The organism is Rathayibacter sp. AY1G1, assembly GCF_002932095.1.
Lineage (GTDB): Bacteria > Actinomycetota > Actinomycetes > Actinomycetales > Microbacteriaceae > Rathayibacter.
In genome coordinates this window covers 16469-37536 of sequence record NZ_PSUZ01000023.1, presented here as the reverse complement: position 1 = coordinate 37536, position 21068 = coordinate 16469, and the positions used below count along the sequence as shown (strand labels likewise).

Genomic DNA, 21068 nt, shown 5'->3' with positions numbered 1-21068 from the left:
TGGCACCGGCGGTGTCCGGCCGCGGCGGGCTTGACGGGGGCGCTCCGGCGGCGCTCGACCCGCCTCCGCCCGCCCCGACAGCTGTCGTGCAGGCGTCGGGCCGCGATGCCCGGCCGATCCTCGGCGATGGACGGCCGCTCGGGCCGGGCGTCCCCGTAAACTGCCGGAATGGCGGAGTTCAGCGCGAGTGTTTTCCAGAACGAGTTCCTCTCGGACGGCGCCACCGACGTGCACGCCATCGTCACGGTGACCGCGTCCGGCACGGGGGTCGCCGGGTCCGACGGGGCCGCGGCCGAGATCATCATCGTGGACTGCTCCGGATCGATGACCGGCGAGAACATGACGGCCGCGAAGCGCGCCGCCGCCGTGGCCGTCGACCAGATCCTGGACGGCACCTTCTTCGCCGTCGTGGCCGGATCCGAGCGCGCCGACCGCGCCTTCCCCTACCCCAACGCCACCGTCTCGATGGTGCGGATGGAGCCGGGGGCGCGGGCCGCGGCGAAGGAGGCGATCGGCTACCTCCAGGCCGACGGCGGCACCGCGATGGGCACCTGGCTGACCCTCGCCCGCCAGCTGTTCGCGACCGTGCCGGAGGCGACGCAGAGGCACGCGATCCTCCTCACCGACGGCAAGAACGAGCACGAGTCGCGGATGCAGCTGGACGCGGCGATCCGCGCGGCGTCGGGCGACTTCCAGTGCGACGTGCGCGGCGTCGGCTCCCGTTGGATCGTCGAGGAGGCGCGCACCATCGCGAGCGCCCTGCTGGGCACCGTGGGCCTGATCGCGAACCCGGCCGACATGGCCGCCGACTTCGAGTCGCTGATGCGGGCGTCGATGGGCCGGGGAGTCGCCAACGGCGAGCTCCGCGTCTGGACTCCGCAGGGCGCGCAGCTGCTCTTCGTCCGCCAGGTCGCTCCGAACCTCGAGGACCTCAGCTCCCGGCGGAACGCCGTGAACCCGCTCACCGGCGCCTACCCGACCGGCGCCTGGGGCGACGAGTCGCGGGAGTACCACGTGGCGGTCCGGGTCGCGTCGAAGCCGGTCGGCTCGGAGCAGCTCGCCGCGCGGGTGCAGCTCAGCGTGCGCGACGAGGTGGTCGCCTCCGCCCTGGTGAAGGCGCGCTGGACGGACGACTCCGCCCTGACCGCCCGCATCGACCCCGCCGTCGCCCACTACACCGGCCAGACCGAGCTCGCCTCGGCGATCCAGGACGGGCTCGCAGCCAAGGCGCGGGGCGACGAGGCGACCGCCACGGTCAAGCTCGGGCGCGCGGTGCAGCTCGCCTCCGTCACCGGGAACGACGAGGCGACCGCGAAGCTGCGGAAGGTCGTCGAGATCGACAACCCGAACGAGGGCACCGTGCGGCTCAAGCGCGGCGTGGACCGCCTCGACGAGATGGCGCTGGACACCGCGTCGACCAAGACCACGCGGGTGCGCAAGTGAGCTTCCGCTGCCCCGAGGGGCACACCTCGCAGTCCGGCGACTACTGCGACGTCTGCGGGGCGCCCATCGGTGCCGCTGCGGCCCCGTCGCCCGCTCCCGCCGCGCCGACCACCGCGATCCCGACCGGCCCCTCGGTCTGCCCGCACTGCTCGTTCCCGAACGAGCCCGGCGCCCTGTTCTGCGAGAACTGCGGCTACGACTTCACGACCGGCTCCCTCCCCGAGGCCGATCCGTTCACCTCCTCCGGCGCCGTCCGCGCTCCGGGCGAGGTCGGCGGCTCCGCGACGCCGTCGGGGGACCCGGCCCAGCACCTGGGCGAGGCGCCCGCGCCGCAGGCCGATCCCGCGGCTCCGACCGAGCTGGTCCCGGAGCAGGAGGCCGGCTTCGACACCCCCGTCGCGACCGCGCCGCCCGCCGCTCCGCCGACCGAGGTGATCCCGGAGGCCCCTGCACCCGAGGCCGCAGCCCCCGACGCGGCACCCGAGGCCTCAGCGTCGGAGGAGGAGGCCGCGTCCGCGCCGGCCACCGGCTCCGCCCGCCCCGCCGCCGCCTCCGCGGACCCGGACCGCCCGTGGATCGCCGAGCTCTGGGTCGACCCGGAGTGGTACGCCGAGCAGCGCGCCGACGGCCCCATGCCCTCGCCCGGCCCGCCCGCGACCGTCGTCCTCCGCGAGCGGACCCTGCTCGTCGGCCGCCCGTCCGTCTCCCGCGGCATCTCGCCGCAGGTGGACTGCGGCTCCGACTCCGGTGTCTCGCGGCGCCACTGCCAGCTGAGCACCGACGGCTACCGCTGGTGGGTCGAGGATCTGCAGTCGGCGAACGGCACGTACCTCGCCCCGGCCGGGGCTGCGCTCCCGCAGTCGCCGATCGCCGCCGGTCAGCGCCGCGAGGTCGAGGAGGGCGATCGGATCTACGTGGGCGCCTGGACGCGGATCGTGCTCCGTCCCGCGTTCCCCGGCGAGGCCTAGGGCCCCGCGCCCGGTCGTTCAGCGACCGGCGAGCGCTCCGAGCATCCACGACAGCGCCGCGATCGCGCCGACGCCGACCACGCTCGAGCCGATGATCACGGAGCGCCGGATCCGTGCCGCGCGCGAGTCCGAGGCGGTCGGCGCGCCCGAAGCCGAGCCCGTCGTCATCCCGCCGCGGAGCCGGTGCGCGACCTCGTCGGCGGTCGGACGCTTCTCCGGGTCCCTCTGTGTCATCGAGGTCAGCAGCGCCCGCCACTCCGCCGGCAGGGTGTCGGGCACGGAGGGGCTGCGGTGGAGGCGGGCGATCGCCGCCTCGAGGACGGTGCCCGAGTACTCCCGGTGACCGGTGATCGCCTCGAGGAGGACCAGGCCGAGGGAGAAGACGTCGCTCGCTCCGCTGATCGGCTCGCCCGCGACCTGCTCCGGGCTGACGAAGCTCGCGGTGCCGATCACGACGCCGTCGCTGGTCAGGCGGGAGCCGTCCATGAAGTGGGCCACGCCGAAGTCGGTGAGCTTGGCGGTGCGGGTGTAGCCGCTGGAGGCGACCTCGCTGACCAGGATGTTCGCGGGCTTCACGTCGCGGTGCACGACGCCGCGCTCGTGCAGGTAGGCCAGGGCCTCGGCGAGCTGCGTGCCGATCGCAGCGACCTCCGCCGCCGGGAGGGGGCCGGACTCGAGCCGCGCCTCCATCGTGGGGTCGGCGACGAGCTCCATCACGACGTAGCGGCGGACCTCGCCGCCGAAGTTGTGCAGCCCCGCGTCGAAGAGGTTGACGATGCCCGGGTGGGCGAAGGAGCTCAGCATCCGCACCTCGCGCTCCTGGCGGGCCACGTCCTCGGGGTTCGAGGCCTCCGCGCGGAACACCTTCACGGCGACCTCGCGCTGCACGGTCTCGTCGCGGGCCCGGTAGACCGAGCCCATCCCGCCGGAGCCGATGCGCTCGATCAGGTAGTAGCGGCCGGCCACCTTCTGCTGGGCGGCGTTCGCGGCGACGGTACTCATGGCGATCCCGCCTTCCGCTCGAACGGTGCGCTCCGGAGCGCACGAGGTGGGCGCCTGCGACGACGGTACCGCGGGGCGGCGCCGGCCGGGTCGGCGGAACGGGGGGATTGACACTCCCGGCCCCGGACGGGGGGACGAATGGCCGCTCAGCGCACCGATCCGCACCCCCCCGCCGCGGGGTCAGCGGAGGCCGCTGCGCGCGAAGCCCTGCACGAAGTAGCGCTGGAACACCAGGAACAGCACCACCATCGGCACGACGTTCACCAGGGCGAACGCCATGGTCGCTCCGTAGTCGCTGCCGAACTGCCCCTGGAGGAAGAGCAGCCCGATCGGGAGCGTGAACAGCGCGTTCTCCTTCAGGGCGATGAGCGGCCAGGCGAAGTCGTTCCAGGAGCCGAGCAGCGACATGAAGAAGAGCACGGCGATGAGCGGCTTCGAGAGGGGGAGGACGATGGCCGTGAACACGCGGAAGTGCCCGGCGCCGTCGATGCGGGCCGCCTCGATCAGGTCCCGCGGGATCGCGAGGATGAACTGCCGCGCCAGGAACAGCCCGAACGCCGATGCCGCCGTCGGCAGGATCACCGCCCAGTAGCTCCCGTAGAGGCCGAGGTCGGTGACGAGCCGGAACAGCGCCACCATGATCACCTGCACGGGCAGGGTGAGCGTCGACAGGGCCAGGAGGAAGAGCACTCCGGATCCGCGGAACCGCAGCTGCGCGAAGGCGTAGCCGCCGAGCAGGTTGATCGTCACGGTGATCAAAGCGGTGACCAGGCTGATCGCGAGGGAGTTGCCGAACCAGGTCGCCACGGGGAACGACGAGAACACGCGCTCGAAGTTCACCAGCGTCAGCTCGCGCGGCCAGAGGCGGAGGGTGCCGCCGAGCAGCTCGGACCGCGAGGAGAACGCGACGACGACCATCCAGTACAGCGGGAAGACGATGACCACCGAGACGGCGAGGGCGAGGGCGAGGCGGAGCAGGCGCGAGGTGCGCGACGTGCGGATCATTCGACGAGGTCCCTCGAGCGGTTGGTGCGCCACTGCACCGCGGTGAAGATCATGGTCAGGATCAGCAGCACGATGCCGATGGCCGCGGCGTAGCCCTGGTCGCGGGTGACGAACCCGGTGTCATAGGCGTAGGTCACGAGCACCGAGGTCGCGTTCTGCGGTCCGCCGCCGGTGAGCACGAAGACGATGTCGAACACCTGGAACGAGTAGATGACGTTGAGGATGAGCAGGAAGAACGACGACGGGCCGACCAGCGGCAGCGTCACGTGGCGGAACTGCTGCCACGCGTTCGCTCCGTCGAGCCGGGCCGCCTCGTAGAGCGCCGGGTTCACCCCCTGCAGCCCCGCCAGGTAGATCAGCATGTTGAAGCCGGTGCGCCACCACAGGGTGACGAGCACCACGGAGGCGAAGGCCGCCGCTCCGCCGGACTGCCAGGCGATGCGGGGGAGGCCGATCGTCTGGAGCATGCCGTCGAGCACGCCGCTGTTCTCGTCGAAGATCAGCACGCCCATCAGCGCCGTCGCCACGCCGGAGACCGCCATCGGCAGGATGAGGATGCTGCGGAACACCGGCCGCGCGGGCAGCACCGAGTTCATCAGCACCGCCGCGCCGAGGCCCAGCGCCATCGAGAGCGGGGTCACGATCAGGGTGAACAGCGCCGTGTTCAGCGTCGAGCGCCAGAAGAGGCCGTCGCCGAGCAGCCGCGCGTAGTTGTCGAGTCCGACGAAGACGCCGTCGCCGAAGCCGTTCGTGCGCTGGAAGCCGATCAGGAACGCGCCGCCCAGGGGGACGAACACGAACAGCCCGAGCATCAGCAGGTTCGGCGCGAGGAACGCGTAGGCGGCCGCCGTCTCGCGGGCGGGGGCGCGGGAGGTGCGCCGGGGGCGGGCGGTCACCGCCTCCGGCGCGAGGACCGACCGGCTCACTGCGTCGCGGCCGCGATGCCGGAGGTGAGGCCGGCGATGGTGTCCTCGGTGCTGCGCCCGCCGACGAAGGCCTGCTCCAGCTGCTCCTTGAGCACCGTGATGATCGCGGCCATGTCGGGCGAGGCGACCTGCGCCGAGTCGGACGCCTGGACGGTGCCCGCCTGGCCGAGGAACACCTCGGCGAGCTCGGGGCGCACGGCGAACTCGATGCCCGACTCCGTGAGGTCGCGGCGAGTGGGGAGGAGCGAGGCGCCGGCGCAGAAGTCGCGCATCGCCTCCTCCTCCGTCACGAACGCGAGGAAGGAGGCGGCCAGCTCCGGGTTCTTCGCGGCCTTGGTCGCGACGAGGGCGTTGCCGCCGAAGTCGCCGCCTCCGCGCACGTTGCGCGGGGAGTAGGTGGCGCCCCACTCGAAGTCGAGGGTGGAGTCGGCGTCGGGGATGAGGAACGCGCCGGCGAAGGTCATCGCGGTGGTCTGCGAGTACCAGAGGTCGCTGGCGTAGGTGGTCGCCTGCACAGAGCTGCTCGGCGGCACGAGGCCGTCGGTGAAGAAGCTGCGGCTGAAGTCGATCGCGGCGCGGCCGGCGGCGGAGTCGATCGCGGGCCCGGACAGGTCCTCGGTGAGGAAACGGCCGTCGGCCTGGAAGAGCAGGCTGAGCCAGCGCGTGACGCCGTTGCCCTGCCAGTTGTAGGCGAAGGGGTAGCGCTCGGCGGGGAGCGAGGCGCGCAGCTTCCGCCCGACCTCGGTGAACTCCTCCCAGGTCCACGCCTCCTCGGGCGAGGCGGGGAAGGAGGTGACGCCCGCGTCGGCCAGCACCTGCGTGTTGTAGAGGATCAGCGAGGTGTCGGTGTGGTGGGGGACGCCGAAGGGGCTCCCGCCGCTCTGCACTGCGGCCCAGGCCGGATCGGTGAACCGCTCGGCGACGTCGGAGTCGAGGAAGCCCGACAGGTCCAGGAGCTGGTCGCGGCCGGCGTAGCTGCCGAACGTGTAGTACGGGACCCGGAAGACGTCCGGCGGGTTCCCCGCCTGCAGCTGCGCGTCGATGTTGGTGAACATCTGCTCGTACGGGACCGCGTTGAGGCTCACGGTGGCGCCGGCGTTCGCCGTCTGGAACGCGTCGATCGCGCGCTGGAAGCCGGCCAGCTCGGCGTCGGTGCCCCAGGTGGTGAAGGTGAGGGTGTCGCTGCCGGCGCTCGCCGCGGGGCCCGCGGGGGCGAAGCCGCAGCCGGAGAGGACCGGGACGGAGGCGGCGACGCCGAGCGCTCCGAGGAAGCGGCGGCGGTCGAGGACCGCGCGTCCGAGCTGCGAGAGGTCGAGAGCCCCCGCGGGGAGCCCCTTGCTGGTCAGGCCCATGACGGCCTCCTTCCGGGGGCCAGCGGCAGGCTCCCGGGGGCAGGCTATTCCGGCAGGGCCGCGGGAATCGCGGCTGGACGGATCGGCCGATCCATGAGAGGAGCGGCCGATCCGCGCGGCGGGCGTTCAGCCGCGGCGGCCGAGCATCCCCTCGAACGAGCCGTCGAGCGCCCACGGGTCGGGCGTGGAGCCCGAGCGGGAGGAGCGGGCGGCTTGATCGGCCAGCTCGCGTCCGGCGCGCTCGATGCGCGAGGGCAGCGCCCGTCCGTCCTCGGTCGCGCCGCCCCAGTCGTCCGTCGCCGCGAACACGGTGGTCGCGAGGGGCGCCGCGTGCAGGTAGGTGAAGAGCGGGCGCATCGCGTAGTCGACGGCCAGGGAGTGGCGGGGGGACCCGCCCGTGGCCGCCAGCAGCACGGGCAGACCGCGCAGCGCCTCGGTGTCGAGTACGTCGACGAACGACTTGAAGAGCCCGCTGTAGCTGGTGGTGAAGATCGGCGTCACGGCGATCAGGCCGTCGGCGCCGGCGACCGCGTCGAGCGCGGTCTGCAGTGCGGGGCTCGCGAAGCCGGTGAGGAGGTTGTTCGTGACGTCGTGCGCGAGGTCGCGCAGCTCCACGACGCTCCGCTCGACGGCGAAGCCCTGCTCGGTGAGGGAGGACTCGGCGGCGTCGGCCAGGCGGTCGGCGAGCAGCCGGGTCGAGGACGGCTGGCTGAGGCCGGCCGAGAGGACGGTGATCCTGCGGGTGTCCATGGAGAGCTCCTGACTAGACGGTGACGGGCTCGGCCGCGGGCTGCGCGTCGCGCGCGGCCACGAGGGAGGCGTGGGTGGGGGCGTCGGGCACGTGCGAGGGGCGGCCCTCGGCGAAGCCGGCGCGGAGGGCGGGGAGGATCTCGCCGAGCATGTCCATCTGCTCCAGGACGGTCTTCAGCGGGAGTCCCGCGTGGTCCATCAGGAAGAGCTGGCGCTGGTAGTCGCCGACGTACTCGCGGAAGCCGAGGGTGCGGTCGATGATCTGCTGCGGGGAGCCGACGGTGAGCGGGGTCTGCTCCGTGAAGTCCTCGAGCGAGGGGCCGTGGCCGTAGACGGGGGCGTTGTCGAAGTAGGGGCGGAACTGCGAGACCGCGTCCTGCGAGTTCTTCGCCAGGAAGATCTGCCCGCCGAGGCCGACGATCGCCTGGTCGGCGGTCCCGTGGCCGTAGTGCTCGAAGCGCTGGCGGTAGAGCTGCACCATCTTCTGGGTGTGCGAGGCGGGCCAGAAGATGTGGTTCGCGAAGAAGCCGTCGCCGTAGTAGGCGGCCTGCTCGGCGATCTGCGGGGAGCGGATCGATCCGTGCCACACGAACGGCGCGACACCGTCGAGGGGGCGCGGGGTCGACTGGAAGCCCTGGAGGGGGGTGCGGAACTGGCCCTCCCAGTCGACGAAGTCCTCGGTCCACAGGCGGTGCAGCAGGTCGTAGTTCTCGATCGTCAGCTCGATGCCGCGGCGGATGTCCTTACCGAACCACGGGTAGACGGGGCCGGTGTTGCCGCGGCCGAGCATCAGGTCGACGCGGCCGCCGGCGAGGTGCTGGAGCATCGCGTAGTCCTCGGCGAGCTTCACGGGGTCGTTCGTGGTGATGAGGGCCATCGCGGTGGAGAGCGTGATCCTCTCGGTCTTCGCCGCGAGGTAGCCGAGCGTGGTGGTGGGGGAGGAGGACCAGAACGGCGGATTGTGGTGCTCGCCCAGGGCGAAGACGTCGAGGCCGATCTCCTCCGCCTTCAGCGCGATCGCGAGGGTCGCCTGGATCTTCTCGGACTCGGACGGGGTCCGTCCGGTCGTGGGGTCGGTCGTGATGTCGCTGACCGTGAAGATGCCGAACTGCATCAGGCGCTCCTTCTGTCCTCCGGCCCGGTGGGGCCTGGTCCATGCGTTTGCATGTACATCCTCATTCAACCACGTGCGGCCGGATCTATTCCCGTGGATCCCCGGGCCTCCGCCGGCCTGTCGGAGGACGGCGCCGGTGCCGTGCCCGGACGTCGCCGACCCGCCCCGCTCGCCCCGCGGCCGCCCGAAACATCCCCGCAATACGCCCCGCACTAGAGTCGTGCCATGGGTGACCTCTTCGACGGATACGGGTCCCAGAAGGTCGAGCGGCCCGACACGGGCGCCACCCCCTGGGACGAGATGTTCGCCGACGTGGCGTCGACTGGAGGCCCCGACGGGGTCCGCGGCGCCTACCGCGACATCTACTCCTCGCTCGCGCGGATGACCCAGGAGGAGCTGCGCGGCCGCACCGACGCGCTCGCCTCCTCCTACCTAGCGCAGGGCGTCACCTTCGACTTCGCGGGGGAGGAGCGGCCGTTCCCCCTCGACGCCGTCCCCCGGGTGATCGAGCGCGCCGAGTGGAACGAGGTGCAGACCGGCATCAAGCAGCGGGTCCGTGCTCTCGAGGCGTTCCTCGCCGACGTCTACGGCCCGCAGAACGCCGTGGCCGACGGCGTCATCCCCGCCGGGCTGATCTCGAGCTCCAGCCACTTCCACCGGCAGGCCGCGGGCATCGTCCCCGCGAACGGCGTGCGGATCCAGGTGTCCGGGATCGACCTGATCCGCGACGAGAAGGGCGGCTGGCGGGTCCTCGAGGACAACGTCCGCGTGCCCTCCGGCGTCTCCTACGTCATCTCGAACCGCCGGGTGATGGCGCAGACGCTGCCCGAGCTGTTCGTCTCGATGCGGGTGCGCCCGGTCGGCGACTACCCGAACAAGCTGCTGCAGGCCCTCCGCGCCTCCGCCCCCGAGGGCGTCGACGACCCGACCGTGGTCGTGCTCACCCCGGGCGTCTACAACTCCGCCTACTTCGAGCACACCCTCCTCGCCCGCCTCATGGGCGTCGAGCTGGTCGAGGGCCGCGACCTGTTCTGCACGGGCGGCAAGGTGTTCATGCGCACCACCTCCGGCCCGACCCGGGTCGACGTGATCTACCGCCGCGTGGACGACGAGTTCCTCGATCCGCTGCAGTTCCGCGCCGACTCGATGCTCGGCTCGCCCGGGCTGATGCTCGCGGCCCGGCTCGGGAACGTCACGATCGCCAACGCGGTCGGCAACGGCGTCGCCGACGACAAGCTCGTCTACACGTACTTGCCCGACCTCATCCGCTACTACCTCTCGGAGGAGCCGGTGATCAAGAACGTCGACACGTGGCGGCTCGAGGATCCGGGAGCGCTCGAGGAGGTGCTCGACCGCCTCGACGAGCTCGTCGTGAAGCCGGTCGACGGCTCCGGCGGCAAGGGCCTGGTCGTCGGGCCGGCCGCCTCGGCGAAGGAGCTCGCGGAGCTGCGCTCCCGCCTCCAGGCCGACCCGCGCGGCTGGATCGCGCAGCCGGTCGTGCAGCTCTCCACCATCCCCACCCTCGTCGACGACGGGATGCGCCCCCGGCACGCCGACCTGCGGCCCTTCGCCGTGAACGACGGCACCGACGTCTGGGTGCTGCCCGGCGGCCTGACCCGCGTCGCGCTCCCCGAGGGGCAGCTCGTCGTCAACTCGTCGCAGGGCGGCGGATCGAAGGACACCTGGGTGGTCGGCCTCGAGGAGGCGCGCAGCGCCGATCCCGAGGCGCGCGACATCCAGGCGCTCGTCGCCGAGCAGGCCGCGGTCACCAGCTCCATCCCGATCGTCTACCCGCTCAACCACACGCCCGACCACTCGCCGCAGGACGCGCCGAACACCGACCAGGACCAGCAGCAGCAGCAGACGCTCGCGGCGGGGGAGGACGACTGATGCTCTCCCGGATCGCCGAGTCGCTGTTCTGGATCGGCCGCTACATCGAGCGGTCCGATGGCACCGCCCGCATCCTCGACGTCCACCTCCAGCTCCTGCTCGAGGACCCGTGGATCGACGAGGACACGGCCTGCCGCTCGCTCCTGTCGGTGATGGGCTCGACCCCGCCCGACGATATGCGCGAGATCACCCGCGCCGACGTGCTGGCGATCCTCGCGATCGACCGCACGAACCCCGCCTCGATCGCCTATTCGCTCGGCGCGGCCCGCGAGAACGCCCGCCGGGCGCGCGAGATCGTCTCGACCGAGCTCTGGGAGTGCCTCAACACCACGCGCACCCGGATGCCGCGCCGCGTCTCGGGCGAGCGGGTGTCGGAGTTCTTCAGCTGGGTGCGCGAGCGCTCCGCCCTCGCCGTCGGCATCATCGAGTCGGCGACCTCGCGCGACGAGGCCTGGCAGTTCTTCACCCTCGGCCGCTCGATCGAGCGCGCCGACATGACCGCCCGCCTGCTCGCCACCCGCTCGCTGACCGAGGCGAGCGGCCCCTCCTGGACCACGATCCTCCGCTCCTGCGGCGCCTACGAGGCGTACCTGCGCACCTACCGGGGCGTGCCGAGCGCGCGGAACGCGGCCGAGTTCCTCCTCCTGGACCGGCTGTTCCCGCGCTCGATCCTCTTCTCGGTCTCGCGGGCGGAGGCGTGCATGCGCGACATCGAGCCGCGCACCGGCCGCATCGGCCACTCCGGCGACGCGCAGCGCGTCCTCGGGCGGATCCGCAGCGAGCTGGAGTTCCGGCCGATCACCGACATCCTCGAGGACCTGCCGCGGCACATGGACAGCGTGCAGGAGGCGACCTCGGCCGCGTCCGAGGCGATCCGCCAGCGGTACTTCCCCACCAACGTCATGCCGAGCTGGATCGGGGAGGCGCTGTGAGCAGGCTGCGCATCAGGCACACCACGGGCTTCACCTACGCGGGGGACGTGGTCGCGTCCTACAACGAGGCGCGGATGCTCCCCGCCTCCTCGGACGGGCAGCTGGTGCTGTTCTCGAACCTCGACATCCGGCCGGTGACCTCGGTCCACGCCTACACCGACTACTGGGGCACCCGCGTCTCGTCGTTCGACGTGCTCGACGCCCACCGCGAGCTCTCGCTGACGGCGACCTCGCTCGTCGAGATCCGGCCGAAGCAGCACCCCGACCACCCGACCGGGTGGGATCAGCTGTCCGAGCAGGTCGAGACGCGCACCGAGTACGTGGAGCAGTCGAAGCAGACCCACCGCACCGCGCCGCCGGAGGACCTCGCGGCGATGGCGCGGTCGCTCGCGGACGAGGCGGCCGGCCCGTGCGAGGCCGCGCTCACGATCGCCGAGACGATCGGCCGGGCGATGACCTACCGGCAGGGCGTCACCGGCGTGCACTCCACCGCGACGGAGTCGTGGACCGCGCGCGAGGGCGTCTGCCAGGACATCACGCACATCGTCCTCGGGGCGCTGCGCTCGGTGGGCATCCCGGCGCGCTACGTCTCGGGCTACCTGCACCCCAAGCCGCACGCCGAGATCGGCGAGACCGTGGTGGGGGAGTCCCACGCGTGGGTCGAGTGGTTCTGCGGAGGAGCCTGGCGCGGCTACGACCCGACGAACCTGATCGACATCGGCGACCGCCACGTCATCGTCGGCCGCGGCCGCGACTACAACGACATCGCGCCGCTGCGCGGGGTGTTCGCCGGGCCCCGCTCGTCGAAGCTCTTCGTCCGCGTCGAGATCACCCGCGAGGCCTGAGGGCGGGCGGCGGTCGCGCCCCGCGTCGGGGGCGACCCGTCGAGTGGGCGGTCCGCGGATCCGCCCGGCGTGCGGACCGGCCGACGGAGCCTAGGCGCGCGGGCGCAGCAGGGGGACTCCGCCGGTGGCGGGCAGAGCCTCCGGCCCGGGGGCCGCGAGCCGGGCGGCGCGGCGCAGGCGGAGGTGGAAGGCGAGTCCGATGGCGGCCGCCGCGATCCCGGAGGCGGCACCGACCAGCATCGCCTGGCGCGGACCGTAGGCGTTCGCGACCCAGCCGATCAGCGGTGCGCCGATCGGGGTGCCGCCGACGAAGATGGCCATGTACAGCGCCATGACCCGGCCCCGCATCTCGGGGGCGGTCGAGAGCTGCACGTAGCCGTTGGCCGAGGTCATCAGCGTCTGCGCCGCGATGCCGACGAAGGGGAGCAGGATCGCGAACGCCCAGACCGTCGGCATGACGCCGGCCAGCGCGAGCGCGACGCCGAACGCGGCGGAGGCGCCGACGATGAGCCGGAGCCTCGGGCGATCGCGGCGAGCCGAGAGGAGCGCCCCCAGCACCGAGCCGACGGCGATCGCGGAGGAGAGGAGGCCGAACTCGCTCGCCCCCATGTCGAACTCGACCGTCGCCATCGTCGAGGCGAAGATCGGGAAGTTCAGGCCGAAGGTGCCGATGAGGAACACGATCGCGAGCACCACGAGGATGTCCGGCCGCTTCGAGACGTAGCGGAACCCCTCCAGCAGCGCACCCGGGCCGCGGGTGGCCCGCGGGGCGCTGCGGAGCTGGTCGCGGTGCAGCGCGCGCAGCGAGAGCAGGACGGCGAGGAAGCTCGCGGCGTTGAGGAGGAAGACCCAGCCGGAGCCGACCGCGGCGATGAGCACGCCCGCGAGGGCCGGTCCGATCATCCGCGCCGAGTTGAAGGAGGCCGAGTTCAGCGAGACGGCGTTGGTGAGGTCGCGCTCCTCGACCAGCGCCGAGACGAACGTCTGGCGCACGGGCGCGTCGATCGCCGCGGCGAAGCCGAGCAGCAGGGCGAAGAGGTAGACCATCCAGAGCTGGACGACCCCGGTCACGACGATGAGTCCCAGGCCGAGCCCGAGCGCGCCCATCGCGCCCTGGGTGGCCATCAGGAGCTTCCGCCGGTCGAAGCGGTCGGCGATGAAGCCGGAGAAGGGGACCATCACGAGCTGCGGTCCGAACTGCAGTGCCATGGTCACGCCGAGCGCCGTCGCGTCGTGGTCGGTCAGGTCGTTGATCACGATCCAGTCCTGGGCCGTCCGCTGCATCCAGGTGCCGACGTTCGAGACCATCGCGCCCGCGAACCAGATGCGGTAGTTCGGCACGGCGAGGGAGCGGAACATCGCGCTCATCGGTCGGCCACCGCGCGCAGGACCGCCGCCGCGTCGTGGAGCAGGCGCAGGTCCTCGGGAGGGAGCTCCTCGAGGCGCGCCACGAGCCACGCGTCGCGGCTGCGGCGCACGTCGAGCACCAGTGCGGTGCCGGCCCCGGTGGGGCGGATGCGGGTGACGCGGCCGTCGGCGGGGTCGGCGAGGCGCTCCGCGAGTCCTTCGTCGACCAGGCAGCCGACCGTGCGGGTCATCGAGGGCGGGCGGACCCGCTCCGCCTCGGCCAGCTCGCCGAGGGTCTTGGCGCCCTCGCGGTGCAGGAGTGCGAGCACGCTGAACTGCGGATCGCTGAGCTCGTGCTGGGCCTTCTCCTGCCGGAGCCGCCGTCCGAGCCGGCCGACCGCTGCCCGCACCTCGCCCGCGAGGGAGGTCAGCGGGAGATCGGTCTGCGGGGTCTCGGTCGATGGCACATAGTTAGCCTAACAAAAGAACTGCCCGCTCAGGCGGAGGTCCGCGCGGTCCGCACCGCTCCGATGCTCGCGGCGACCACGAGCGCGATCCCGACGGCCTCGACGGCGCTGAGGCGCTGGCCGAGCACGAGGAAGCCCGAGAGCGCGGCCGCCCCGGGGGAGAGCGACATCAGGATCGAGAAGGTGGAGGAGCGCAGGCGCCGCAGCGCCAGCAGCTCCAGCGCGTAGGGCACCGCGGAGGAGAGCACCGCCACGGCGAGCCCGAGGAGCAGCACCGGCGGCACCACCAGGGCGGGTCCGGCGGAGGCGATGCCGAACGGCAGCGACACGATCGCGCCGGCCGCCAGCGCCAGCGCGAGCCCGTCGATCCCCTGGAATCGCCCGCCGGTGCGGCCGGCGAAGACGATGTACGCGGCCCAGAGCACTGCGGCCCCCAGCGCGAAGCCGACGCCGACCGGGTCCAGCGCCGAGAACCCGCCCTGCGACAGGGTCACCACCCCGGCCAGCGCGAGCACCGCCCAGACCAGGCTCAGCACGCTCCTCCCGGCGATCACCGAGAGCGTCAGCGGCCCGAGCACCTCGAGGGTGACGGCGGCGCCCTGCGGGATCCGGGCGATGGCCTCGTAGTAGCAGGCGTTCATCCCGCCGAGGGCGAGACCGTAGGCGGCGACAGTGGCCCAGTCGCTCCGGCTGTGGCCGCGCAGCCGCGGACGGCAGACCAGGAGCAGCACGACGGCCGAGAACACCAGCCGGAGCGTGACGGTGCCGATCGGCCCCGCGGCGGGGAAGAGCAGTACGGCGAAGGAGGCGCCCAGCTGCACGCTCGCGACCGACCCGAGCACCAGGCCGATCGAGCCCGCGCTCGCCGGGCGCCGCTCCGGAGCGGCCGCTGCGCTCAGCTGGAGCGCCGCTGCGTCTGGACGGGCGGGACGTTGTAGCCGAGCAGGCCGACGCCGGTCGCATCCCAGCGCATCGTGGTCAGCGAGACGTTGTCGACCACCGGGAAGGTGTGCCGGTAGGTCTCGGGGTTGATGCCGAGGTAGGCGCACAGCAGGAGGCGGATGAGCGTGCCGTGCGCGACGACGAGCACGCGGCCGTCGGGGTGCTCGCGGTGGATGCGGGCGAGCGAGGTGTTCGCGCGGGCGACGGCGTCGAGGCCGGACTCGCCGCCGGGCATCGGCTGGATGGCCGGCGCCGCGACCCACGCGTGGTACTCGTCCGGGAAGCGCTTCTCCATCTCGTCGGTGGTCAGCCCCTCGCCCCGGCCGAAGTCGACCTCGACCAGCGCCGGGTCGGGCTGCAGCTCGAGGTGGGCCGCCCGCGCGGCGGGCACGGCGGTGCGCACGGCCCGGACCAGGGTGGAGGAGTACACCGCCTCGAGGTCGGCGTCGACGGCCCAGGCGGCCAGAGTCGCCGCCTGGTCCTGGCCCCGGGGGGTCAGCGCGATGTCGGAGGAGCCCGCGAAGCGGTTCTCGGAGTGCCAGACAGTCTCTCCGTGCCGGGCGAGGATCAGGGTCGTCACCCCCTGAGCCTACCGACCGTGCGGGCCAGTGGGCCCCGCGCTCAGGCGGCGGGGACGCCGTAGTGCGCGTCGACCATCACCGGGAGGTGGTCCGAGACGCCCTGGGGCAGCGTGGAGACCCGCTCGATCCGCACGGAGTCGCTGATCGCGAAGTCGAAGTGGCCGCTGAAGTAGCGGTAGCGCGCGTAGGTGGGGGAGTCGCTCCGCGAGACCAGGTAGCCGTTCCGGGTCATCCGGCGGTCGAGTCCGCGGAAGAACCACGGGTAGTTGTAGTCGCCGACCATCAGGGAGGGGGTGTCCGGCGCGTACTCGCGCAGCCGGTTGAGCGCCTCGTCGATCTGCTTGCGGCGCAGGGCGTTGCCGGCCGAGAGCGGAGCGGCGTGGAAGGACGAGACGGCGATCGATCCGCCGTCGCGGTCATCGAGGCGGACGGCCAGCAGGCGCTCGTGGGCGGGGGACATCACGCGGTCGTGCATGGACTTGCTGAGCTCGAACGCGGCGCTTCCGGAGAGCTCGAAGCGGTCCTGCGAGTAGTAGACGGCCAGGCCCAGGCGGTTGCGGGCCGTGACGGACGCGAGCCGGAGCGAGCCCACCTCCTGCGGCAGCTTCGTGGTGTCGCACTCCTGCAGGCACAGCACGTCGATGTCGTGGCGGGCGGCGAGGGGGGCGATCTCGGCGTGCGCTCGGTGCTCCCGGAGGTTGTAGGAGATCACGCGGAGGGCGCGTTCGGTCGGCTGCATTTCGCCAGTGTAGGGCGCGCCGCCCGAGCGCCGGCCGACCCTCCGGCGAACACGGAGGGACCTCCTCGGAACGCGGTCGGAACGTTCGCCGACCGGCCGGGGAGGTCCCTCGCGGAGCCGTGTCAGTGCTGCTCGGTGCCCGAGGCGTCGGTCTCGGCGTCGGTGCCGTGGACGCCGTCGGTGGGGCCCCAGTCGGGCAGCGGGGGGTTCTGCTCCTCGCCGTCGGCGCCGACGCCGTCGGCCAGGGGTGAGGCCGCGCCGCCGACCTCGTCGAGGCCCGCGGAGGTGCCGGTCTCGGTGGCGGGGTCGGGCGTGCGCGCGCCGTCGGTCGTGTCGGTGGGGGTGGGCTCGATGTCGTAGTCGGAGCTGCTCATGTACAGAAGCTACGACTCCGCCGCCCGCGGGGGCACCCCCTTGCGCTCCCGCGAACGACGGAGGCCCCCCGCACCGGGAAGGTGCGAGGGGCCTCCGAAGGGGGAGTGCTCAGCGTCCGTAGGCGGAGGCGGCGGGGCAGTCGAACGGGTCGCCGCCGGCCGACAGGCCGACCTTGTTGAGGTAGCGGACGACGATCGCGTACGACTCCATCAGCGAGGTCTCGGTGTAGGGGATCTGGTGGGTGGTGCAGTACTCCTTGGCGATGACCTGCGCACGGCGCAGCGCCGGGCGGGGCATGTTCGGGAAGAGGTGGTGCTCCACCTGGTAGTTGAGGCCGCCCATGTAGAGGTCGGTGAACCAGGTGCTGCGGATGCTGCGCGAGGTGAGGACCTGGCGGCGGAGGAAGTCGACGCGCGCCTCCTTCGGCAGCAGCGGCATGCCCTTGTGGTTCGGCGCGAACGAGGCGCCCATGTAGAGGCCGAAGACGCCCAGCTGCACGCCGACGAAGGCGAACGCCATGCCGAGGGGGAGGGCCCAGAAGACGACGGCGAGGTAGAGGCCGACGCGGGTGACGAGCATGGTGATCTCGACCCAGCGCTTGTCGACCTTGCCCTTGCCGAACACGGTGCGGAAGCCGTGCAGGTGCAGGTTGAGGCCCTCGAGCAGCAGGAGCGGGAAGAACGCGTAGCCCTGGCGGCGGGTGAGCCAGGCGTAGAGGCCGCGCGAGCGGGCCGCGTCCTCGGCGGTGAAGGAGACGACGTCGCGCTCGATGTCCGGGTCCTTGCCCAGCACGTTCGGGTTCGCGTGGTGGCGGCTGTGCTTGGTCATCCACCAGGAGTAGCTGATGCCGACGAAGAGGTTCGCGAGGGTGCGGCCGGCGACGTCGTTGGCCTTGCCGGACTCGAACACCTGGCGGTGCGAGGCCTCGTGGGCGAGGAAGGCGAACTGCGTCAGCACGATGCCGAGGGCGGCGGCGAGCAGGAGCTGGAACCAGGAGTCGCCCAGCAGGACGAAGCCGGTGACGATGCCGCCGAGCGCGAGGACCAGCGCGCCGAACATCGTGTAGTAGAAGCCGGTGCGGCGGCGGAGGAGCCCCGCGTCGCGGACCGTGCTGAGGAGACCGGAGTACTCGGTCGTCGGGTTGACGCGGCCGTCGGCGCGGGGGCGGGTGCGGACGACGCGGGGGGCGCCTCCGGTGACGGACGTGGTGGTGGGGGTGCTCATCGGCGCCTCGCTCTTCGTGGTGACCGTCGGCGTCGACGGTCTCTCGGCGAGCGATCCCGACGGGGGCGGTCCGCTCATGGTTCACCGCGTCGGTAGGGGCCGGACGCGGCATCAGGGCGACCGGGGTCAAGGGCAACCTGGTGTGAACACTACGGGGACGGCGGCGGCACCGCACCATGGCGATTGCCAGCCTTCGCTCCGCGCGTGTCGGGAAGGGGAGTGCGCCTCCGGCGGGACCGCCGGAGGCGCACGGGCTCAGGAGCCGATCGAGTCCTGCGGGCGGCCGGACTTGAGCGCGGCGAGGCGCGCCTCCACCTCGGTCATCTCGCCGAGGTCCTCGAGCGACTCGAACTGCGCGTCCAGGCTCGAGGAGGCGAGCTCCTCCGCGCCGCGGACGCGCGCCTCCTCGCGGCGGATCTTCTGCTCGAAGCGGCTCACCTCGCTCGTCGGGTCCATCAGGTCGATGCTCTTCACGGCGTCCTGGACCTGGCTCTGCGCCTCGACGGTCTTCGAGCGCGCGATCAGCTCGTCGCGCTTGCTCGAGAGCTGCTGCAGCTTCTCGCGCATCTGGTTCAGGCCCGTCTTGAGCTTGTCGACGACCTCGGTCTGCGAGGCGATGGTCGGCTCGGCGTCCTTCGCCTCCTTCTCGGACTGGATCTGGCGCTGCAGAGCGACCTTGGCCAGCGCGTCGAACTTGTCGGCGTCGCCGGCGCTCCCGCCGGTGCGCAGCTCGTCGGCCTTGCGGCTCGCGGCGAGGGCCTTGCCGCCCCACTCCTGGGCGTTCTGCACGTCCTCGCGGTAGTCGTCCTCGAGCAAGCGCAGGTTGCCGATCGTGGTGGCGATCGCCGCCTCGGCGTCGCGGATGCTGTCGGAGTAGTCGCGGACCATCTGGTCGAGCATCTTCTGCGGGTCCTCGGCCTGGTCGAGGAGCGCGTTGATGTTGGCCTTCGCGAGCTGCGCGATGCGGCCGAAGATCGACTGTCTCTGAGCCATGGGTGTCTCTCCTTGCGTCGTGGGTGGTGCCGGATGTCGGAGGTGGTGCCGGAGTCGTGGGGGAGGTGGTGGTCGTCGGTCGTGCGCGGATGCCCGGGGCACTCAGAAGCGCCCGCCGCCGCCGCGTCGTCCGCCTCCGCCGCTGCTGCGCCCGCCGCCGAAGCCGCCGCCGCCGGAGCGCCGGGACGAGCCGCCGCCGCCGAAGCCGCCGCTGAACCCGCCTCCGCCGAAGCCGCCCGAGCGGTAGCCGCTGCGGCGTCCGCCTCCCAGGAGCGACTCGACCAGGATCCCGCCGAGGAACGCGCCGGTCGTGTCGCCTCCGTAGGGGCTGCCGACGGCGTTCGGGGCGGAGTAGGAGCCGGCGTCGGCCCGCGCCCGCTCGAGCGCCTGCTGGGCGAGCTGCGAAGCGCGCTGGGCGGAGGCGAGAGCCTCGCGGGGGTCGGTGGCGGCGATGCGCTCGGCGTACTCGGCCGAGCGGGCGGCCTCGGCGACGCGGGTGCGCGCCTCCGAGCCGACCGCGCCGCGGCGGGCCGCGATGAAGTCCTCGGCGGCCGAGACGCGGCTGCGGGCGGAGGTGAGCTCGGCGCCGAGGGCGGCCCGCTCGCGCTCGCGCTGGGCCTGCGCGTCGCGGAACCCGCCGACGGCGGCGTCGATCGTGGCGTCGGCGGCGGTGAGCGCCTCGAGCAGGGCGAGCGGGTCGTTCGGCCGCACGGAGGCGGCGCGCTCGACGTCGTCGAGGGCGGCCTCGGTCGAGGCGACCGCCGCGGCGACGTTCTGCGCCTGGGCAGCGGACTCCGCGTCCTGGGAGGCGGCGAGCGCTCGTCCCTGCGCCACGTCGGCGCGGATCTCGGCGATGCGGCCGGCGAGCGAGGCCTCCGCTTTCTGCAGCTCGTCGCCGCGCGTCGCCACCGCGTCGACGAGCCCGGAGGCCTGCTCGGCGGCCTGCTGCCCGGCGCGCAGCAGCACGGCGGCGCGGCCGGAGTCGCCGGCCTGCAGCGCCTGCTGGGCGCCGGCGAGCTGGTCGCGGGTGAAGCGGAGGCGGTCCTCGGCCTGGTCGGCGTCGTCGCCCACGTCGTCGATCGCGGTCGGCGCGTAGCGGGAGGCGAGCTCGGCGAGGCGGGCGCGGGCCGAGGGGAGGCGGTCGCCGACCTCGGCGGCGCGAGCCGAGAGCGCGGCGGCGACCTGCGGCGCGTTCTTCTCGAGGTCGCGCAGCTCCTCGAACGCACTCGCGCGCTCGTCGAGCGTCTGCTCGGCGTCGGCGCAGAGCTGGAGGATGCGCTGGTAGCCGTCGCGGCGCTCCTGATCGGTCTCCGGCTCGGCGTCGTCGAGGCGCTGCTGCAGGGTGAAGGCCTCGCCGAGCAGGCGGTTCGCGGTGACGAGCGCCTCGCGGAACGCGCCGGTCGCGTCGGCGCCGAACTGCGCCTCCGCGAAGCCGACCTCCTGCTCGCTGGTGCGGACGGCGTCGTCGGCGTGGACGAGGGCCGACCCGGCACGGGTGGTGAGCTCGTCGATCGAGGCCTCCACCGCCTCCTGGGCGCGGCGCTTCCGCGCGCGGCGGACGAGCAGCAGCACCACGAGGCCGACCACGACGAGGGCCGCGAGCACGCCGAGCGCGATCAGCAGCCCCGAGCCGAGGGACTCGCCGGCGCTGGGCGCGTCGAGGCGCTGCCCGATCCCGTCGGCGGCGGCCACCGCGGCTCCGGCCCAGTCGCCGTCGGCGAGCCTCGGCTCGATGTCGTCGGACTGGAGCGAGGAGACCTGCGCGTCGTCGAGGGCGAAGCCCTGCGCGACCGACACCTGGTACTGGCGGGCGTCGACCGCGACGGCCAGGAGGACGTCGTCGGTGCCCAGTCCGTTGCGGGTCGCGGTCTCGTCCGCCCACGCGGCGCGGTCGGACGGATCGGTGAAGGAGTCGACGAAGGCGACGAACAGCTGCACGCGGTGCTGGTCGTAGAGGGCCCGCGAGGCCTGCTCGATCTCGGCGGTCTCTCCGGAGCTCAGCACCCCGACCGAGTCGAGGACGGTGGAGGAGGAGAAGGAGACGGGCGATTCGGCCGTCGCCGCGGTCGCGGGGACCAGCGCGAGGACCGCGGCGATCAGGAGGGCCGCGAGCGCCGGCAGCAGCCGGGAGCTCACGGGGTGGTGGGGTCTCGCCGGCATCGCGCACACTCCT

At 72.9% G+C, this 21068-nt stretch carries 20 protein-coding genes; 5 read left to right on the top strand and 15 right to left on the bottom strand.

Going from position 1 to position 21068, the window contains the following annotated elements:
• Positions 1-168 precede the first annotated feature (168 nt).
• Both C5C36_RS13155 and C5C36_RS13150 read left to right on the top strand, forming a co-directional pair.
• On the top strand, positions 169-1443 hold the full coding sequence (locus C5C36_RS13155) for a VWA domain-containing protein (protein ID WP_104238603.1): 1275 nt from the start codon (positions 169-171) through the stop codon (positions 1441-1443).
• Positions 1440-2411 carry an FHA domain-containing protein gene (locus C5C36_RS13150; protein ID WP_104309864.1) on the top strand — a complete coding sequence of 324 codons (972 nt, stop codon included), beginning with the start codon at positions 1440-1442 and terminating at the stop codon, positions 2409-2411. Before C5C36_RS13155 ends, C5C36_RS13150 begins: the two co-directional genes overlap by 4 nt.
• A gap of 18 nt (positions 2412-2429) precedes the next feature.
• On the opposite strand, the gene C5C36_RS13145 is transcribed toward C5C36_RS13150, so the two are convergent.
• The 6 genes from C5C36_RS13145 to C5C36_RS13120 all read right to left on the bottom strand — a co-directional run bounded on the left by C5C36_RS13145 (position 2430) and on the right by C5C36_RS13120 (position 8560).
• Positions 2430-3413, bottom strand: a complete 984-nt coding sequence (locus tag C5C36_RS13145; RefSeq protein ID WP_104309863.1) for a serine/threonine-protein kinase — start codon at positions 3411-3413, stop codon at positions 2430-2432.
• A gap of 180 nt (positions 3414-3593) precedes the next feature.
• Positions 3594-4418, bottom strand: a complete 825-nt coding sequence (locus C5C36_RS13140; RefSeq protein WP_104233145.1) for a carbohydrate ABC transporter permease — start codon at positions 4416-4418, stop codon at positions 3594-3596.
• Positions 4415-5314 (bottom strand): carbohydrate ABC transporter permease, encoded by a 900-nt coding sequence (locus tag C5C36_RS13135; RefSeq protein WP_244229482.1) that lies wholly within the window; start codon positions 5312-5314, stop codon positions 4415-4417. Before C5C36_RS13135 ends, C5C36_RS13140 begins: the two co-directional genes overlap by 4 nt.
• A gap of 26 nt (positions 5315-5340) precedes the next feature.
• On the bottom strand, positions 5341-6696 hold the full coding sequence (locus tag C5C36_RS13130; protein WP_104273528.1) for a sugar ABC transporter substrate-binding protein: 1356 nt from the start codon (positions 6694-6696) through the stop codon (positions 5341-5343).
• Positions 6697-6822: 126 nt separating this feature from the next.
• The gene (locus C5C36_RS13125) at positions 6823-7446 is read right to left on the bottom strand and encodes an FMN reductase (RefSeq protein WP_104249848.1); all 624 of its coding nucleotides are present in this window, start codon (positions 7444-7446) and stop codon (positions 6823-6825) included.
• A 13-nt stretch (positions 7447-7459) separates the two neighbouring features.
• The gene (locus C5C36_RS13120; protein ID WP_104223849.1) at positions 7460-8560 is read right to left on the bottom strand and encodes an LLM class flavin-dependent oxidoreductase; all 1101 of its coding nucleotides are present in this window, start codon (positions 8558-8560) and stop codon (positions 7460-7462) included.
• A 225-nt stretch (positions 8561-8785) separates the two neighbouring features.
• Here C5C36_RS13120 and C5C36_RS13115 point away from each other — a divergent pair, with 225 nt between their 5' ends.
• The 3 genes from C5C36_RS13115 to C5C36_RS13105 are packed head-to-tail and all read left to right on the top strand — an operon-like array spanning position 8786 to position 12227.
• The gene (locus C5C36_RS13115) at positions 8786-10450 is read left to right on the top strand and encodes a circularly permuted type 2 ATP-grasp protein (protein ID WP_104258103.1); all 1665 of its coding nucleotides are present in this window, start codon (positions 8786-8788) and stop codon (positions 10448-10450) included.
• Positions 10450-11382, top strand: a complete 933-nt coding sequence (locus C5C36_RS13110; RefSeq protein WP_104223851.1) for an alpha-E domain-containing protein — start codon at positions 10450-10452, stop codon at positions 11380-11382. Before C5C36_RS13115 ends, C5C36_RS13110 begins: the two co-directional genes overlap by 1 nt.
• The gene (locus C5C36_RS13105) at positions 11379-12227 is read left to right on the top strand and encodes a transglutaminase family protein (RefSeq protein WP_104223852.1); all 849 of its coding nucleotides are present in this window, start codon (positions 11379-11381) and stop codon (positions 12225-12227) included. Before C5C36_RS13110 ends, C5C36_RS13105 begins: the two co-directional genes overlap by 4 nt.
• A gap of 90 nt (positions 12228-12317) precedes the next feature.
• Here the strand turns inward: C5C36_RS13105 and C5C36_RS13100 are convergent, their stop codons facing one another.
• The 9 genes from C5C36_RS13100 to C5C36_RS13060 form a co-directional block, all read right to left on the bottom strand.
• Positions 12318-13595 carry an MFS transporter gene (locus C5C36_RS13100; protein WP_104223853.1) on the bottom strand — a complete coding sequence of 426 codons (1278 nt, stop codon included), beginning with the start codon at positions 13593-13595 and terminating at the stop codon, positions 12318-12320.
• Positions 13592-14041 (bottom strand): MarR family winged helix-turn-helix transcriptional regulator, encoded by a 450-nt coding sequence (locus C5C36_RS13095; protein WP_258072297.1) that lies wholly within the window; start codon positions 14039-14041, stop codon positions 13592-13594. Before C5C36_RS13095 ends, C5C36_RS13100 begins: the two co-directional genes overlap by 4 nt.
• 29 nt (positions 14042-14070) lie before the next feature.
• Positions 14071-14883, bottom strand: coding sequence for a DMT family transporter (locus C5C36_RS13090; protein ID WP_244230592.1), 813 nt, complete (start codon positions 14881-14883; stop codon positions 14071-14073).
• A 53-nt stretch (positions 14884-14936) separates the two neighbouring features.
• Complete coding sequence (locus C5C36_RS13085; protein WP_104309862.1) at positions 14937-15563, bottom strand: histidine phosphatase family protein; 627 nt, start codon at positions 15561-15563, stop codon at positions 14937-14939.
• 41 nt (positions 15564-15604) lie between these two features.
• Positions 15605-16303, bottom strand: coding sequence for an endonuclease/exonuclease/phosphatase family protein (locus C5C36_RS13080; protein ID WP_104223855.1), 699 nt, complete (start codon positions 16301-16303; stop codon positions 15605-15607).
• Positions 16304-16425: 122 nt separating this feature from the next.
• Positions 16426-16677, bottom strand: coding sequence for a hypothetical protein (locus tag C5C36_RS13075; RefSeq protein WP_104246865.1), 252 nt, complete (start codon positions 16675-16677; stop codon positions 16426-16428).
• A 109-nt stretch (positions 16678-16786) separates the two neighbouring features.
• Complete coding sequence (locus tag C5C36_RS13070; protein ID WP_104226226.1) at positions 16787-17902, bottom strand: acyl-CoA desaturase; 1116 nt, start codon at positions 17900-17902, stop codon at positions 16787-16789.
• Between the two features lie 255 nt (positions 17903-18157).
• Positions 18158-18895: a PspA/IM30 family protein gene (locus tag C5C36_RS13065; protein ID WP_104309861.1), complete on the bottom strand. Its 738-nt coding sequence runs from the start codon at positions 18893-18895 to the stop codon at positions 18158-18160.
• A gap of 102 nt (positions 18896-18997) precedes the next feature.
• Positions 18998-21055: a TPM domain-containing protein gene (locus tag C5C36_RS13060; protein ID WP_104309860.1), complete on the bottom strand. Its 2058-nt coding sequence runs from the start codon at positions 21053-21055 to the stop codon at positions 18998-19000.
• Positions 21056-21068 lie beyond the last annotated feature (13 nt).

Excerpts from the sequence above, each read along its gene's own strand:
- C5C36_RS13155 (WP_104238603.1), top strand. The coding sequence starts at position 169 with ATGGCGGAGTTCAGCGCGAGTGTTTTCCAGAACGAGTTCCTCTCGGAC.
- C5C36_RS13145 (WP_104309863.1), bottom strand. The coding sequence starts at position 3,413 with ATGAGTACCGTCGCCGCGAACGCCGCCCAGCAGAAGGTGGCCGGCCGC.
- C5C36_RS13140 (WP_104233145.1), bottom strand. The coding sequence starts at position 4,418 with ATGATCCGCACGTCGCGCACCTCGCGCCTGCTCCGCCTCGCCCTCGCC.
- C5C36_RS13130 (WP_104273528.1), bottom strand. The coding sequence starts at position 6,696 with ATGGGCCTGACCAGCAAGGGGCTCCCCGCGGGGGCTCTCGACCTCTCG.
- C5C36_RS13125 (WP_104249848.1), bottom strand. The coding sequence starts at position 7,446 with ATGGACACCCGCAGGATCACCGTCCTCTCGGCCGGCCTCAGCCAGCCG.
- C5C36_RS13120 (WP_104223849.1), bottom strand. The coding sequence starts at position 8,560 with ATGCAGTTCGGCATCTTCACGGTCAGCGACATCACGACCGACCCCACG.
- C5C36_RS13115 (WP_104258103.1), top strand. The coding sequence starts at position 8,786 with ATGGGTGACCTCTTCGACGGATACGGGTCCCAGAAGGTCGAGCGGCCC.
- C5C36_RS13110 (WP_104223851.1), top strand. The coding sequence starts at position 10,450 with ATGCTCTCCCGGATCGCCGAGTCGCTGTTCTGGATCGGCCGCTACATC.
- C5C36_RS13100 (WP_104223853.1), bottom strand. The coding sequence starts at position 13,595 with ATGAGCGCGATGTTCCGCTCCCTCGCCGTGCCGAACTACCGCATCTGG.
- C5C36_RS13080 (WP_104223855.1), bottom strand. The coding sequence starts at position 16,303 with ATGCAGCCGACCGAACGCGCCCTCCGCGTGATCTCCTACAACCTCCGG.
- C5C36_RS13075 (WP_104246865.1), bottom strand. The coding sequence starts at position 16,677 with ATGAGCAGCTCCGACTACGACATCGAGCCCACCCCCACCGACACGACC.
- C5C36_RS13070 (WP_104226226.1), bottom strand. The coding sequence starts at position 17,902 with ATGAGCACCCCCACCACCACGTCCGTCACCGGAGGCGCCCCCCGCGTC.
- C5C36_RS13065 (WP_104309861.1), bottom strand. The coding sequence starts at position 18,895 with ATGGCTCAGAGACAGTCGATCTTCGGCCGCATCGCGCAGCTCGCGAAG.
- C5C36_RS13060 (WP_104309860.1), bottom strand. The coding sequence starts at position 21,055 with ATGCCGGCGAGACCCCACCACCCCGTGAGCTCCCGGCTGCTGCCGGCG.